Genomic DNA, 15,159 nt, shown 5'->3' with positions numbered 1-15,159 from the left:
GTAAACTCTCCTTTATGGGTTTAAAAATACAGTTCGGTCAACTTGCGACTTAAGATCCACCGTAAGACTTTTGCTATAGCGGATTTCCCCAATGGTACAACCCGGTCCGACGATGATTTCTTCACCGCACACAAGGTCAGCTGTCGTCCGGTATAACGCTATGTTAGTTCCTTCAATTGTTGTGCAGGTAAGTTTTCGAAAAGGGTGCATCAGCGCATTAATCAACTTGGAAGAGGGTTTAACGATAATGTTACCGCCAGCTCTCATAACCTCGACAGTGCTTCTATTGCCTAAACGGATCTCAATCGATGAATCTGCAGTTAGTCTGTTTATCTTCACAGCACCTTCAGCATAAAAAGTCCCAGCTGCAGCATTTTCTGCTACGGACATGTATCCAGAAGAGCGGAGATTATCTGCTTGGATATTTTGAACGCGCAGACTCCCTAGATTGTTTACCTGATTGGCCTTACAATTCCCCCCAATTGTACAGTCACCAGATACTTTGAGTTTAGAAGTCGAGACGCTCCCTTTGGTACTTAAGTGGCCAAACACATCAACCGTGACCGCATTAATATTCTCTCGAACAAACTGCGAACCTCTTACCTTCAAGGGTGGATCGATCATGTCAGTACGTTCATAAGTATTGTTATTATTGGACATTTACAGTACCGTCCTTTGAAATATATTTTAATGATTAAAATATATATTAATTATAATATATAGTCAATATAATAATTTGGGAGTTAAACCTAAAAAAACACTGCCGTCAGTTTCCTGACAGACAGTGTTTATAGAAAAGAGTATAGCTGATAAGGAGCAAAATGAAGGCTGTTAGTGCATCATTTGTTCCATCAATTTATTTATTTGTTCTAAAGTTCCGGAGATTTTATTCAGATCAGGGGTAGGAAATGCTTCAAATATTGTATGGATACGCTGATCACCTTGTTCTGTAAGGACAATATTGACAACTCTGCGGTCTTCTTTAGTCCGCACCCGTTCAATAAGTCCAGCTTCCTCAAGCTTATCGCACATGGAAGAAGCGGCTCCGGGTGTAACCACGAAGCGTTCAGAGATGTCAGTAATGTTCAAGCTTCCGGTAAGCCGGAGTTGAAACAGCAGCATGATCTGATTGTGAGTCAGGGTTTCCTTTTTAGTGATCATATCAATGAAAAACTGGGATTTCTGCTGCACGTTTGCCATAGATTCCATGACCTTATGGATAGCATTTTGTTTCTCTTCCTTTATGCTCATAACATTGCCTCGCTCCAATTTACTTTAGTTACTAAAATATATAGAAGCTATAATAAGCTTGTCAAGTTGCCGGGTTACTGTAGCTTGGTTAGAAAGACTGAAATTAGCGCTGGAACTCTTCTTTTTTTATGTCTTGTAATGAAATTGGAAATGTATCGTATTAACTGATGAATTTACTTAGCTAAGTGAAAATGTGGTGGGAAAGGAGAGTTCGATTGATGCATGAGCGCGCATTGCTTCATCCTTTTGTAAAAGAGAATATACAGGAAAATGCTGACATAGATGTTTTGTTCACAACGATTTTTGAAACCTACTATAAAAGAATATTTAACTACATCGCTTACCGGGTTAGTTCTCTCCATACGGCTGAGGATCTGACAAGCCTCGTTTTTGAGAAAACGTTGGCGAAACTATCGACCTATTCTCAGGAAAAAGCTCCTTTAGAGGTATGGTTATTCGCCATTGCCAGAAACGTGGTCAATGATCATTACCGGAGTTTTAAAAGGAAAATTTTCTTTTCGCTGGATGCCGTCAAGGAACTGGTTTCTAGCAGGAAAGATCCGGAAAACTTGATCCTCCAGGGAGAACGTAGTGGAAGGCTTAACGAAGCCTTGAATACATTGAGCTCAAAGGAGCGGAATATTGTGGCTCTAAAATTTGGTGCTAATCTGAGAAATAGAGAGATTGCCCAGGTTACGGGAATTTCGGAGAGCAATATCGGTGTGATACTCTACCGGACTATGAAAAAGCTGAAGACTGAAATAGGGAGCGTGGAGCAGCTATGAACAGTAAAGACATACAGCAGAAGTTCTCAGCAGATTTAGATGAAAGTATATATGGAGCGGCAAATGATTTAAAGGGTGCTGGGGAGTACAAGGAGCTGCTGGAGCTAGGCAGGGTTCTGGCCCATAAAGATCTCAGCGAGGGCTCTGACAAAACAGCCATTCTGAATAAGGCACGGAGAAAGTATGCCGGCCAAAAGGAGGAGAAAGGATTGCATACAAAACATAGATTAAGACGTCCTGCTGTTATGCTGGCAACTTTGCTAGTGGTTAGCGTATTAAGTGTAACTTTTGTGCAGCCGTCATTTGCGCAGGAGCTGTTAATGAAAGTATTGCAAACGATAAACTTAGGCCATATTGTAGCCCATGAAGTAGAATTTTCTGCGGATTCCAACGTGATTCCGGATGACTTTAAGGGGAAGATTTTTGATAGTAAAGGAAATGCGCTTGTGACCCTCGACGCTGCTCAAAAGGCAGGTGATATCTACAATGCTGACGGGGAAAAAATCGTCGGAGTTGAAGACGGCAGACTGGTTACGCAATCTGAGAGGGATCAAGAGAAAGCGGAATTGCTGATCGAGAGGGATTCTAGCAAGCTAAACGAATATACGATTTTTGATGTGGGCTTACCGGCGTATTTACCAGAGGGTTATACCTTTGATCGTGCAGAGTTTTATAAGGATAGCAATGGTGATGTGATCAATAGCAAATATATTAATTTATATTTTGTTAATGAAGCTACCGATGAGATCATCTCGATGCAGCAGCGGCACGCTGATTCCGAAACGGCTTATGAGATGTCGACGGATGGCACCATCGAAAAAGTGAAGATTAACGGAGTTGATGCTGTATTGGTTAATGGAAAAGGGTTGGACTGGGAAGCCAATGGAGTGTTATACGGTGTAACATCAGCTAGCTTGGACAAGAATGATTTGATCAAAGTTGCTGAGTCTATCCGCTGACTGATTTTTTAGTAAGATAGGTGGTTACTGTTCGAGTATAACGGGTAAGGGGATGATCCATATGGATCTCCCCTTTTTCGCTTTATTGAGGGCACATGCAAACAACGATTGGGAGAATATAGCTGTACTTCGTACAACTATATTTCTGCGAAACATCTTTCCAATGAAAATAGCTGTATTTCGTACACTTATTTTCACGATTTACACCACTATAGGAGATTTCTCTGCTTTTTAGTTGTATAGAATACACTTAAAATCAGAGTAACCCCTTTTGCATACGGAATAAGTGTACAGAATGCAGTTATCTCATAGATTTCGGCAGGGTCCGGCCAAAGCGGGTGTGAAAAGGAAGATCAGCTTCCACCTGCGCATAATTTGCTCAAGCAAAGCTGAAGATCAGCTTCCACCGCCCATAATCTGCTCAAGCAAAGCTGAAGACCAGCTTCCACCGCCCATAATCTGCTCAAGCAAAGCTGAAGATCAGCTTCCGCCGACTTCATCTACTCCAATAAGCCGCTGCAGAGTAAAAACACCAGGCAGCGATTCTCCAATAACCGGAAAATCGCTGCCTGGTTGTTTTTTTAAAATAAATCGAACGATTTATTCTCTATTTACCAATACATAGTGTAAGACCGAAGGAGGGATTGAGAGGGATGAAACATCCAAATGAATATTCTCAGCTCATTGCGCTTACGCTAGCCGGCAGCCGTGAAGCGTACAGTGAACTATATGAAGCAACGATTCGGGATGTGTATCAGACCGTTCATTTTCTCGTTCGCGAAACCTCCGATGTGGATGATGTTGTTCAGGAGATTTATATTCAGATGCACCGGTCGCTTGAGCAATTTGACGTCAATCGTCCTTTTAGGCCTTGGCTTATGGGGCTGGTTATGCGGCAAATTCATGCCTATCGAAGAAAGAGATGGACGCATCTCCGAATGGTCAAAAAAGTAGAGCAGACTGATCTAAGGATGGAACCTGATTTCACTAGTGATGTTGTGGACAGGTTAGCTAACCGCCGTCTACTAGCAAGTGTTGATCGTCTTCCATTTAAGCTGAAGCAGGTGATTATTCTGCACTATTTAAATGAATATTCACAGGAAGAAAGTGCCGCGATACTGGGTATCCCTCTGGGTACGGTGAAATCCCGTATTCATGCTGCACTGCATAAGCTTCGTCAGAAGCCAGAAAATCATACTCTTTTTAAGGGAAAGGTGGAGGACCTGCATGAATTTCAATGAAGAGTTACGGACAGTTCTGCAGGAAGAGGCGAGAAATCTAAGTGCCCCACCGGAACTGAAGGAGCAAATACTAAATCAGACCGGGACTAGGTTAGGGGGAAGACGAATGAAAAAATGGCTTGTAGCAAGCATTTTGGCGGCTGCATTATTAATTCCTACTGGAGCATATGCCGGATATAATTATTTGGCGGATACCCTGTATGGCTCACAAGCAACTGCTGCTACGATTGGAGTAACCCAGCAACAATATGACAGGCTTGAAGCCAAACTGCAGAGCGCGAAGCAAAGTTTTAACGAAGAGGAATTCACAAAATTGATGTCATTACTAGAGGAATTGGGAGCTTACAATCTGCAAATGGCCGATGCTGAAGGAGTCTTTCACCTGGAACAGTTAAGTGCGAAGGATCAAAAGGCATATAACGATTTACAGGTTGAGCTTAAACCTTATTTTGAGAAAATGAATGAAACGGAGATCCCTAAGGCAAAGTCGGCTGTCGTTGATCGTGATACTTTCTGGGATGGCTTGCTGGAAAAAGCAGAACAGAGGCTTACTAAAGAAGAGTTTGCGGAGATCGAACAATTAATAAATGAGTTGCAAAGCTATGATGCCAAGGTATTTGATGCAGATGGAAGTGTTCATATGGATCGGCTTTCGAAAGAGGAGATACAAAACCAAGAGAAGTTAATTGAAGCGCTCGGCCCTTATATAAATAAGCTGGACATGATGATTAAACCTAGTTCTTAGTTGAATTTAAATGCATGTATTGAATAACGATGGATAGAAGTAACATTAGAAAAGCCACCAGAAAAGGTCTAATACACCTTGTGTTCTGGTGGTTTTTTACATTCGGCTAATTTGTATTTTATACATCACTAATTGAATAAATGTATAATCAATTGAGTCAAAAAAAGTATTTGACCACTGGAATAATTAGACATATTATTATTTAAATACTATTGATCTATATATGAATCATGATGGCGAAAGGTGGCTTTGATCATGAAGCAGATGACCATTCGTGCAGAACTGGCGGACTACCTCAAGAAGAATGGAATAACAATTAATCAATTCGCAGAGGTATCTAAAGTAAATTCAGGCACGATTAGCAACATTATGAATGGGAATCGTCCTATAGCCATGCAGCAATTAGATCGGATTACAAAAGGTATGGGATTAGAGGAAGGCTGCTTTTACGATATGTATGTGGAGGAGTGTTTTATACATTCCAATCCCAATTGGAGACGTCTTCGACCTTTTCTATATCGCTGTGCTGAACTAGATAAGCTGGAATGTATAAGCCGGGTGATTGGAATCATGATGGACAGCCTATCTTATACACACCCGTTGTTTGATACAGCAGAAGATTTCTTTGCACAAGGGAAATATGAAGCTGCAGCGTTGTTATACCGGAGTGTGGCGGAGAGTGAGAAGTATCAGCATTCAGAGCGGCTGGCTTTTTGCCAATACAGATTGTTTACGATTGCTCTAGGGGGCGATCAGGATGTGAATTTGCGGGCAGCGGTGCAGTTTGAGGGCTTTGTAAATCGGCTTGATGAAGTTGATCAGCTTGACGCACTGAAGGTTCTGGCGAATACATATAGCGCTTTGAGGCATTGGGATAAGGTAATGGTAATGACTAAGGAATTGGGCAAAAAAGCATCCATTCAATATAATTATAATAATGAGCGAGCCAGAAAAAACGGGCTACAAAAGGAACCTGCAATGCCCTTATTTTCATATATTTTATATTCTTATGTGTTACGTTCAGTAGTTTACAGAGAGCTTGGAGATTATGATAGAGCATTGCATTATATCAACCTTTACATGGACATGAGCTGGATTCGTGAGGATACGGAGGAAGCTTTGCAACTCATGAATCAATGTATGGGTTGGGCGCAGGCTAATATTTTTTTGCTGAAAATTTTAAAAGGTGATGCAGCAATGCTTCCGGAATATGTGACCTATATTGAAGATAGAAAAGAAGAATTTCTTCCAGGCCTGTTCAAAATCCTTCAGGCAGCCAACCACTATGATTTTAATGTGGATGATATTCTTCAGCGGTTTGAGCCAGAAATATCAGATTTTAGAGATCAGCAGCGAAATCTTAAATGTTATAATCGACAAATTATCGAAGACAGATACACTTTTTTTATGGCTGAAATAGCATTGTATTATATAAGAAGAGGAAAATATGAGCTTAGTATAAAATATATAATGGATAGTTTAGAGAATTCTGTAAGGATTAATAACGAATCATGTATAATTAAGTGTGTCGGAATGTTTGAGCAGCTTCGGCATATTGCATCTTTAGAAACGCAGAAAGAGTACCAGAATCTGCTTAGAATCAATGAAAAGAAAAATTGCTTTGTTATTGACAGTGCTTAGTAGTGATAGTTTCATAGAAGATATCAATCAAGAGAGTTCCCTGATTAAATCTGGAATCGCTTTTTTTGAATTCTAGTAATGCACTTCAATGTAAAATTAAGAATTTGACATATACCTCTAGAATATTTCATTAGGGAGGTAGTGTTAATGAATGATCAGGAAATTATCCAAAAGAGAATAGAGGGTGCTAGAAACAAACTTTATTTGATGGAGAGGCAACATGGAGGGCTTTCGCATCCAAATGTGATCAGACAGTCCATGAGATTAGATGAATTAATTAATCAGTACAATAAAGCAGTACATAGTGATAACGAGAATTGAAGAGAATGGTAAAACACCCTACATAATGATATTGCAACTTCTGATGAAGTATAGAGCCAGCGCTGTGCGCGGGCTTTTTGGCTTGTTGGAGCTCATAAAATAAATCAATGCTGCACGCTTGTCATGCCCGTCTGCATATTGCGGCCAAGTCCCTCATAGACATGTACTAATCAATGCATTCAAAACAGGTTAAGGGGATGATGTCATGCGCCGGATAACATGGGTACTCGCGATCATTATGAGCGTGGCCCTGGTGATGACGGGGTGCGGGAAGAAGGATGCCGCTTCCGTAGTCAAGGATTTGAACAATGTGGCTGACAAGTTGGAAAGTAAGCAGGGAACGTACCAAGGTTCTGGCACAATGACCCTGTATACCGGGGAACAGCCGCAGGAGTATAAGGTAGAGGTATGGTACAAGAATCCTTCCTACTACCGGATCAGCTTGGCAAATGTTCAGAAGGATATTACGCAGATCGTACTTCGTAATGATGAGGGAGTATTCGTACTCACACCAAGTATGAATAAGAGCTTCCGCTTCCAAAGCGATTGGCCGGATGATCAAGGGCAGGTCTATCTGTATCAGACGTTGGTTCGTGGCATAGTTTCGGATAATAATCGCCAATTTGTGGAAGATGGAGATAACTATGTGTTCGAGGTAGCCGCGAATTATCAAAGCAATGCCCTTGTACGACAAAAGATTTGGCTTGATAAAAAGACTTATGAACCTAAACAGGTTCAAGTCTCGGATTCTGAAGCGAAGGTAGTTGTAAACGTGAAGTTTGACACCTTCAAATTCGATACGGATTTCACCAAGGATTCTTTTGATATGGAAAAGAACATGGCCTCGGGTAAGTCCGCAGAGAGCACAGTAGCTGAGGTTGATGAGAATGGTAATCCAATTACAGCTCCTGAAGGCCAAGAACCGGCTGAGCAACCAGTGGCTGCAGAGCTTGGAGACTTTGGGATCATTGAACCTGATTATATTCCAGCTGGTGTAGAGTTTAAGGACTCCCATAAATTGGAGGGGAACAAAGACCATGCTGTTCTCATCCGATATGATGGGATTTATCAGTACACTATTATGGAATCCCGTCCACTGGACCGTGCGGTAGCACTGGCGCCTGGAACCCTGAAAGACCTTGGTTTTACATGGGGAGTTCTGAGTGGGGATGAGCAGCAGACATTGACTTGGATGTCTGAGGGAGTAGAGTACCGAATTACAAGTGCCAATCTTCCTGCTAATGAAATGATGCAAATTGCCGCTTCTATGGAGGCACAATCGGGTAAATAATAAAAAGTAGGCGGATACTGCGTTTTGTGGGATTCTTTCCTCTACAACGTAGTATCCGCTTTTCTTTATTTGCCGGGGCTCCAGCACACATTGACAGCCACCTTCTGTAGCATTACCATTGGTACTAAGACAATGATTAATGCAATGCAGCAATGACGTTTTACTACAACGTAAGAAGGTGACTTGAAGTGCAAGCAAGCTATCGACCGACAGTAGCCGAAATTAATCTGGATGATTTGCGTGCCAATTACGAAGCCTTTCGCCGCTACTTGCCGGCAGAGACAAAGTTTATGGGATGCGTCAAAGGAAATGCGTACGGCCATGGAGCAGTGGAAGTGACACGGGAGCTGGAAAGACTCGGAGCAGATTATGTTAGTGTGGCTTTTTTGGATGAAGCATTGGAGCTGCGTCAGGCGGGAATACTGATTCCTATACTGGTGCTTGGCTACACTTCCCCAGAAGGAATAGCCGTTGCCTGGGAGAACCATGTAACTGTAACACTGTTCACACCGGAGGTACTGGAGGCTATAAGACAGCTTCCTATAGATCCGGAACATCGGCTGAAGGTGCATATCAAGATTGATAGCGGGATGGGACGACTGGGTCTTTTACCAGCTGACGCACCTGCATTTATCTCTGAAGTGCAGTCTGTTGCGCAGGCGGAGCTGGAGGGTATGTTTACCCATTTTGCCAAGGCAGACGAACAAGACAAAAGCTATACACTGGAACAGCATCGACGGTTCATGAGCGTGGCGGAAACGCTGCGGGAGCAGAACATTCAGATCCCGATCATACATACGGGCAATAGCGCTACGGCCATTGATTCACCTTATTTATCCAGCAACATGGTGCGTGTAGGCATCAGCTTGTACGGATTTTATCCCTCCACAGAGGTGAACCGTCAACTGGTAGAACTACGTCCGGTATTGACGCTGAAGACGCAGGTTGTATATGTCAAAAGCCTGCCTGCCGATTGGGGCGTCAGTTACGGCACTAGGTACATCACAGAGAGCGAGGAGATTATTGCAACGCTACCTGTGGGGTACGCAGATGGATATTCCCGCATGCTAACTGGCAAAGCGGAGGTGCTAATACGTGGACGCCGCGTTCCTGTCGTCGGAACAATCTGCATGGATCAGTGTATGGTATCACTCAAATCTTTCGCTGCAGAAGCGGAACAAATTAAAGCAGGCGAAGAAGTTGTTCTCATCGGCCGTCAAGCTGACGTGATGATCACGGCAGACGAGTTGGCTCTCCAGCTTGGAACAATTCACTACGAGGTTATCTGCATGTTGGCTCATCGGGTGCCCCGCGTTTATATAAGTGAAGGCACACTTCCTAAATTAGTAAATGCTCTGCTCACAAACTGAAAGTTCTTGACAGTGATGTTATACAAGGGAGAAAATAGAAGGAATTGTATCGTATTAGGAGATGTGACTAAAAGCCTATACGAACCACCATTTCTAGTTTATAATGGGATGCAGCATACTTGATATACTGGCGGCATATATTCCTTGTATAAAATTCCTTGTATATTGTAACACTGGAACACAAGGGCAGAAGGTTTGTGGGGGTGGAAGAGAAGGTGGCTAATTTGCAGAACACCAAAAGAATCATGATCAGCTTGCCCGATCATCTCTTGCAGGAAGTGGACGGAATTGTTCAATTGGAGAATTCCAACCGGAGTGAATTGATTAGGCAGGCCATGAAGCTGTACTTGAGCGAACGGAGGAAACGTTCCATCCGGGAGTCCATGCAGCGCGGCTACATGGAAATGGCTAAGATCAACTTGACCATGGCATGCGAGGCTTTCCTCGCGGAGGAAGATGCAGACAGCACTCTTGGCCGCTTAGTAAGCGGGGTGTAGACATTGATCGTTAAACGTGGCGATGTTTTTTTTGCTGATCTTTCGCCGGTTGTAGGTTCTGAACAAGGCGGAGTAAGGCCAGTTCTGGTCATCCAGAACGATATTGGCAATCGCTTTAGCCCGACGGTAATTGTGGCTGCAATCACAGCCCAAATCCAGAAGGCTAAGTTACCTACACATGTGGAAATTGACGCAGCTGCTCATGGCTTTGACAGAGATTCTGTTATTTTGCTGGAACAGGTTAGGACGATTGACAAACAACGCTTAACTGACAAGATCACCCACCTTGATGATGAAACGATGAAAAAGGTGGATGAATCGCTGCAAATCAGCCTTGGTCTGATTGATTTTTAATCACCCTAGGTTATAGATAACTCATGAGATTGGCGCTCGGGTACGAATCCGGGCGTCTTTTAATGTGCGTTTTTGCGTATAGTAAATAAAGAATCGTTAGGTCTTCACTTTTTGAAAATGATCTGATATTATTAGACCGTACGGTCGGTTTAGGAGGTGCTTAGAATCAAAGGACGCTCAGACGGAGAAGAAACTAAAAAAAGAATTGTGCGCAAGGCCACGCAGTTGTTTGTACAAAAGGGTTATGCTGCCGTAACTATGAATGAAGTTTGTGTAGCCTCGAATGTCAGTAAAGGCAGTCTGTATCACCATTTTCCGAGCAAGGATGAGCTTTTTCTATTTGTAGTGGAAGTGGATACGTTAGAGTGGCTGCAAGCGTGGGATGATAAGAAACAGGAAATTGTAGGGATCGAAGAACGATTTTATGCGTTAGCCGAACACTACGCAAATGATTTTCAGAATCCATTGATTCATGCGCTCGAGGAATTCTCCAGAAGCAGATGCCACCCGGAAGAGATTAGCAAGCGGCTTTCACTTCTTTATGAAGCAGCCTCACATGCTTGTCGTGATCTTTTGAAGGAAGGTATTGAAACGGGATATTTGGTAAAGGGCGACTTAGAGAACTATGTAATCATCGTGAGTGGCATGCTTGAAGGGATTGGAAGAGTTTCTGAATTCTCGATTCATGAGAAGACCCAGGAGGATATAAAAAAATATTACCGGGAAGCAGTAAATTTATTATTACAAGGGATCCGTACGGGGTAAGATAACGAGGGGCATGAAAAGAAGCTTTACATTCAGGAACTTGAAGCTGAAGCTTCTCAAAGGCACCGGAATAGGAAGGGTTATTTTTTTACTATTATTTAGACCGGATGGTCGGTCTTAACATGCATAATATTCGAAGTTTTGGCTTTAAACACACGGAGGGTTAATACAATGTCATTGTTACTTAGAAACAGAGGCGCTATGCTGCTTGTTATGCTTAATATTTTTCTGGCTTTTACTGGAATTGGGCTAGTAGTCCCAATAATGCCAACCTACATGAATGAGCTTGGGATCAGCGGAAGTACTGTCGGGCTCTTGGTCGCCTCCTTCTCGCTTGCCCAATTATTAATATCGCCATTTGCCGGCAGATTATCCGACAGAATCGGTAGAAAAAAGGTGATTGTAGCAGGTTTGATCGTGTTTGCGATATCGGAGCTGATTTTTGGTCTGGCCAATGTACCTTGGCTCTTGTTCGTTTCGAGATTGCTTGGTGGTGCAGGAGCTGCTTTAATTATGCCGGCAGTTATGGCTTATGTAGCGGACACGACTTCTTTTGAAGAGAGAGCTAAAGGAATGGGGCTAATTAATGCAGCCATTACCACCGGCTTTATTATTGGTCCTGGGATTGGCGGTTATCTTGCTGAGCTTGGAATGCGGGTACCCTTTTTCTGTGCGGCTGGGGCAGCTGGAGTTGCAGCTCTAATTACAGTTTTAATTTTGCCTGAGTCTCTATCTGAAGAGAAACGTAAGGAAGCGACGTTATCAAAAAATAATCAGGAAAGCTTCTTGACGCAGCTGATGCGTTCTTATCGCGAACCGTATTTTTTCGGCTTAATTATTGTATTTGTTATGGCTTTTGGGCTGGCTAATTATGAAACGGTGTTCGGATTGTTCGTGGACCATAAATTTGGCTTTACGCCTAAGGATATCGCTTTTGTAATTACCTTTGGTTCTATCGCAGGTGCGGTGGTGCAGGTGTCCGCGTTTGGCTGGATCTTGAATAAATTCGGGGAGAACAAGGTGATCTCCACTTGTCTTATAGTCTCATCATTGTTTATTCTGCTGACCTTGTTTGTAAGCGGCTTTTGGGCGATTATTACGGTTACCTTTATTGTGTTCTTTGCAATGGATATTCTGCGTCCAGCAGTAGGCACACAGCTTTCCAAAATGGCCGGAGAATCGCAGCAAGGTTTCGTAGCGGGAATGAACTCAGCTTATACAAGTCTCGGAAATATTGCTGGGCCTATCGTCGCAGGTTATTTGTTTGATCTTAGTATTAACTTCCCATATGGGGCAGCCGCGCTCGTTCTGGCTTTGTGTTTTGTATTGTCACTGAGTTCCGGAAAACGGGGAATGGGACAGCGGGCGTAATCGCCGAATCCGGGCTCTGACGACTCTACCATGCCTCGCTTTATCGCACAGCGGTTCAGTACAAAGCGCGCTATTCGGGCTGGTCTTTGGTGCAGAGCCGAATCTGTGATACTATTTTAATTATGAGATCAAGATATGTATAAGCAGATTGTGTACGGGAAGAGGGATACTAATGGCGGTAGATAACAGCAATACGGAAGTCATTACGGATGAGGCAAACGCACAGCGGGAGCAGGAATTGATAACCGTAGCGATTGCCAAGGAATTGAACATTAGTCTGAAACAGGTACGCACTACGGTAGGACTGCTGGATGAGGGAAATACCATTCCGTTCATCGCCAGATATCGGAAGGAAATGACGGGTGAGCTGGACGAGAATGCGCTTCGTGATATTGAAGAACGGTTGGGTTATCTTCGCAATCTAGGCGAACGTAAAAAAGACGTTATACGCAATATTGAGGAGCAGGGCAAGCTGACCAAGGAGCTTCATGAGCAAATTATCAATGCGGTCAAGCTTCAGGAAGTAGAGGACTTGTATCGTCCCTTCAAGCAAAAGCGTAAGACGCGGGCTAGTGTTGCGAAGGAAAAAGGACTTGAGCCGCTTGCTAACTGGATCTTGGAGCAGCAAAGACAAGGGGATCCACAGACTGAAGCATCGAAATATATTGATGTGGAAAAGGGAGTAGAGAGCGCAGACCAAGCGCTGCAAGGCGCACTGGATATCATTGCCGAGAACATAGCAGATGATCCTGCGATCCGCTCTTGGGTTCGCCAGTATACAGCAAGTCAAGGTATTCTTGTGTCTGAAGCAAAGGATGCAGAACAAGAATCTGTATACGAAAATTACTATAGTTACCGTGAACCTGTACACAAAATGCCACCTCACCGCATCCTAGCAATTAACCGTGGTGAGCGTGAAAATATATTAAAGGTAGGCATTGAGGTCGTCACTGATAAAATTCATGCCTATATCGCACGGAAGATCATTAAAGGGCCATCCCCGGTGAAGGAACTGCTGGAAGCAGTGACTGAGGATGCCTACAAACGTTTGATTGCTCCTTCTGTAGAGCGTGAAGTTCGTGGAGAGATGACCGAACGTGGGGAGAACCAGGCGATTTCGATCTTCTCTGGCAATCTACGTAGCCTTCTGCTGCAACCGCCAGTGAAGGGACGTTGTGTGCTGGGTGTTGACCCTGCATACCGTACTGGCTGTAAGCTGGCTGTTGTAGACGATACAGGTAAGCTGCTAGAGGTAGCTGTGACCTATCCGACGCCGCCGAACAACAAGAAGCTCGAAGCTGCTGCTAAGTTCAAAGAGTTGATTGCTAAGTACGGCATTCAGCTCATCGTAATCGGCAATGGTACAGGCTCGCGTGAAACGGAGCAGTTTACAGCAGAAGTGATTGCCGAGATTGGCAATCCAGAGCTGGCGTACCTGATCGTTAATGAAGCGGGAGCGAGTGTCTATTCGGCTTCCAAGCTGGCGCAGGAGGAATTCCCGGATCTGGATGTAGCGGAGCGCAGCGCGGCTTCTATCGCCCGTCGTGTGCAAGACCCGCTGGCGGAGCTGGTGAAAATCGATCCGAAAGCTATTGGTGTGGGACAGTACCAGCATGACGTCTCCCAAAAGCATCTGGAGGAGAGTCTTAAAGCCGTCGTGGAATCAGCGGTAAACCATGTTGGCGTGGATGTGAACACGGCATCTCCTGCCTTGCTCTCTTATGTAGCAGGGGTTAATGGAACAATTGCTAAGAATATCGTTAAATTCCGGGAAGAGAACGGCAAGTTCACGACTCGGAAGCAGCTGCAAAAGGTACCTCGTCTAGGTGCCAAGTCCTATGAGCAATGTATCGGCTTCCTGCGGATTCCGGGTGGAGACAACACCTTGGACCGCACGCCTATTCACCCCGAGTCCTATCCGGTGGTGGATCGTTTGTTCCGTGAGCTAAGCCTCGATGTGAATAAGCTTGGCAGCAAAGAAGTGGCCTCACAGCTTGAGGTGCAAAATGCCGAGGAGCTGGCTGTGAAGCTGGATGTCGGCGTGCCTACGCTGCGCGACATCCTGGAGAGCTTGCAGCGTCCGGGCCGCGATCCGCGCGAGGAGCTGCCGCTGCCGATCTTCCGCACCGATGTGCTGAAGATCGAGGACCTGGTTCCTGGCATGGAAATGCAGGGAACCGTCCGCAACGTTATCGATTTCGGCGCATTCGTCGATATCGGCATCAAAAACGATGGGCTGGTGCATATTTCCCAGCTCAGCGGCAGCTTTGTGAAGCACCCGATGGACGTTGTCTCCGTAGGAGACAATGTCACCGTCTGGGTGATGGGGGTTGACCTGAAGAAGGGCCGGGTCAGCTTGACGATGCGTCCGCCGCGTGTTGAGGCGGGAAGCGTAAAGTAGACAGATCGCAGTGATCCTCAAAGAACGACAACAAGAAGCCAGTCTCCATTATTGGGGACTGGCTTCTTGTTGATTATTTTCAGCTGGAACCCTTTTTGTCATTATAGAAGTGAAGGACGTGCACTCTTTGGGTAAGTTTAGAGTAACAGTTGAACTAATGGCTTATT

General features: G+C 44.2%; 15 protein-coding genes. 13 read left to right on the top strand and 2 right to left on the bottom strand.

Annotated features, from left to right (window positions below):
• Positions 1-12 precede the first annotated feature (12 nt).
• Together MHI15_RS17545 and MHI15_RS17540 are read right to left on the bottom strand one after the other, a co-directional pair.
• A complete protein-coding gene (locus MHI15_RS17545; protein WP_312150327.1) occupies positions 13-660 on the bottom strand; it encodes a hypothetical protein in 648 nt (215 codons plus the stop codon).
• A gap of 171 nt (positions 661-831) precedes the next feature.
• Positions 832-1,251 (bottom strand): MarR family winged helix-turn-helix transcriptional regulator, encoded by a 420-nt coding sequence (locus tag MHI15_RS17540; RefSeq protein WP_076219269.1) that lies wholly within the window; start codon positions 1,249-1,251, stop codon positions 832-834.
• A gap of 218 nt (positions 1,252-1,469) precedes the next feature.
• Between MHI15_RS17540 and MHI15_RS17535 the strand changes: the two genes are divergently transcribed.
• From MHI15_RS17535 to MHI15_RS17475, 13 genes are all read left to right on the top strand, one after another.
• Positions 1,470-2,036 (top strand): sigma-70 family RNA polymerase sigma factor, encoded by a 567-nt coding sequence (locus MHI15_RS17535; protein ID WP_076129539.1) that lies wholly within the window; start codon positions 1,470-1,472, stop codon positions 2,034-2,036.
• On the top strand, positions 2,033-2,995 hold the full coding sequence (locus tag MHI15_RS17530) for a DUF4367 domain-containing protein (protein WP_076309080.1): 963 nt from the start codon (positions 2,033-2,035) through the stop codon (positions 2,993-2,995). Before MHI15_RS17535 ends, MHI15_RS17530 begins: the two co-directional genes overlap by 4 nt.
• Positions 2,996-3,648: 653 nt before the next feature.
• Positions 3,649-4,236: a sigma-70 family RNA polymerase sigma factor gene (locus tag MHI15_RS17525; protein WP_076303361.1), complete on the top strand. Its 588-nt coding sequence runs from the start codon at positions 3,649-3,651 to the stop codon at positions 4,234-4,236.
• Positions 4,223-4,981 carry a DUF3600 domain-containing protein gene (locus tag MHI15_RS17520; RefSeq protein WP_076309079.1) on the top strand — a complete coding sequence of 253 codons (759 nt, stop codon included), beginning with the start codon at positions 4,223-4,225 and terminating at the stop codon, positions 4,979-4,981. The genes MHI15_RS17525 and MHI15_RS17520 overlap by 14 nt, the downstream gene beginning before the upstream one ends.
• Before the next feature lie 255 nt (positions 4,982-5,236).
• On the top strand, positions 5,237-6,622 hold the full coding sequence (locus MHI15_RS17515; RefSeq protein WP_076309078.1) for a helix-turn-helix domain-containing protein: 1,386 nt from the start codon (positions 5,237-5,239) through the stop codon (positions 6,620-6,622).
• A 147-nt stretch (positions 6,623-6,769) separates the two neighbouring features.
• Complete coding sequence (locus MHI15_RS17510) at positions 6,770-6,943, top strand: aspartyl-phosphate phosphatase Spo0E family protein (RefSeq protein WP_076129534.1); 174 nt, start codon at positions 6,770-6,772, stop codon at positions 6,941-6,943.
• A 205-nt stretch (positions 6,944-7,148) separates the two neighbouring features.
• On the top strand, positions 7,149-8,234 hold the full coding sequence (locus MHI15_RS17505; RefSeq protein ID WP_076129533.1) for a LolA family protein: 1,086 nt from the start codon (positions 7,149-7,151) through the stop codon (positions 8,232-8,234).
• 188 nt (positions 8,235-8,422) lie between these two features.
• Positions 8,423-9,604 carry an alanine racemase gene (alr, locus tag MHI15_RS17500; RefSeq protein WP_036686775.1) on the top strand — a complete coding sequence of 394 codons (1,182 nt, stop codon included), beginning with the start codon at positions 8,423-8,425 and terminating at the stop codon, positions 9,602-9,604.
• A gap of 215 nt (positions 9,605-9,819) precedes the next feature.
• The gene (locus MHI15_RS17495; RefSeq protein ID WP_025698676.1) at positions 9,820-10,101 is read left to right on the top strand and encodes a CopG family ribbon-helix-helix protein; all 282 of its coding nucleotides are present in this window, start codon (positions 9,820-9,822) and stop codon (positions 10,099-10,101) included.
• A gap of 3 nt (positions 10,102-10,104) precedes the next feature.
• Positions 10,105-10,455 (top strand): type II toxin-antitoxin system PemK/MazF family toxin, encoded by a 351-nt coding sequence (locus tag MHI15_RS17490; RefSeq protein ID WP_036686777.1) that lies wholly within the window; start codon positions 10,105-10,107, stop codon positions 10,453-10,455.
• Between the two features lie 156 nt (positions 10,456-10,611).
• Positions 10,612-11,220 (top strand): TetR/AcrR family transcriptional regulator, encoded by a 609-nt coding sequence (locus MHI15_RS17485; RefSeq protein WP_081383506.1) that lies wholly within the window; start codon positions 10,612-10,614, stop codon positions 11,218-11,220.
• Positions 11,221-11,391: 171 nt separating this feature from the next.
• A complete protein-coding gene (locus MHI15_RS17480; RefSeq protein WP_076100052.1) occupies positions 11,392-12,591 on the top strand; it encodes an MFS transporter in 1,200 nt (399 codons plus the stop codon).
• A 172-nt stretch (positions 12,592-12,763) separates the two neighbouring features.
• Entirely contained in the window at positions 12,764-14,992 is a 2,229-nt protein-coding gene (locus tag MHI15_RS17475) for a Tex family protein (protein ID WP_076129532.1), read from the top strand.
• Positions 14,993-15,159 lie beyond the last annotated feature (167 nt).

Source organism: Paenibacillus sp. FSL H7-0918 (genome assembly GCF_038007025.1).
GTDB lineage: Bacteria > Bacillota > Bacilli > Paenibacillales > Paenibacillaceae > Paenibacillus_AQ > Paenibacillus_AQ odorifer.
This window is presented reverse-complemented; position numbering and strand designations above follow the sequence as displayed.

Coding starts and splice junctions, on each gene's coding strand:
- MHI15_RS17475 (WP_076129532.1), top strand. CDS start 12,764: ATGGCGGTAGATAACAGCAATACGGAAGTCATTACGGATGAGGCAAAC.
- MHI15_RS17540 (WP_076219269.1), bottom strand. CDS start 1,251: ATGAGCATAAAGGAAGAGAAACAAAATGCTATCCATAAGGTCATGGAA.
- MHI15_RS17505 (WP_076129533.1), top strand. CDS start 7,149: ATGCGCCGGATAACATGGGTACTCGCGATCATTATGAGCGTGGCCCTG.
- MHI15_RS17510 (WP_076129534.1), top strand. CDS start 6,770: ATGAATGATCAGGAAATTATCCAAAAGAGAATAGAGGGTGCTAGAAAC.
- MHI15_RS17530 (WP_076309080.1), top strand. CDS start 2,033: ATGAACAGTAAAGACATACAGCAGAAGTTCTCAGCAGATTTAGATGAA.
- MHI15_RS17480 (WP_076100052.1), top strand. CDS start 11,392: ATGTCATTGTTACTTAGAAACAGAGGCGCTATGCTGCTTGTTATGCTT.
- MHI15_RS17535 (WP_076129539.1), top strand. CDS start 1,470: ATGCATGAGCGCGCATTGCTTCATCCTTTTGTAAAAGAGAATATACAG.
- MHI15_RS17515 (WP_076309078.1), top strand. CDS start 5,237: ATGAAGCAGATGACCATTCGTGCAGAACTGGCGGACTACCTCAAGAAG.
- MHI15_RS17525 (WP_076303361.1), top strand. CDS start 3,649: ATGAAACATCCAAATGAATATTCTCAGCTCATTGCGCTTACGCTAGCC.
- MHI15_RS17545 (WP_312150327.1), bottom strand. CDS start 660: ATGTCCAATAATAACAATACTTATGAACGTACTGACATGATCGATCCA.
- MHI15_RS17520 (WP_076309079.1), top strand. CDS start 4,223: ATGAATTTCAATGAAGAGTTACGGACAGTTCTGCAGGAAGAGGCGAGA.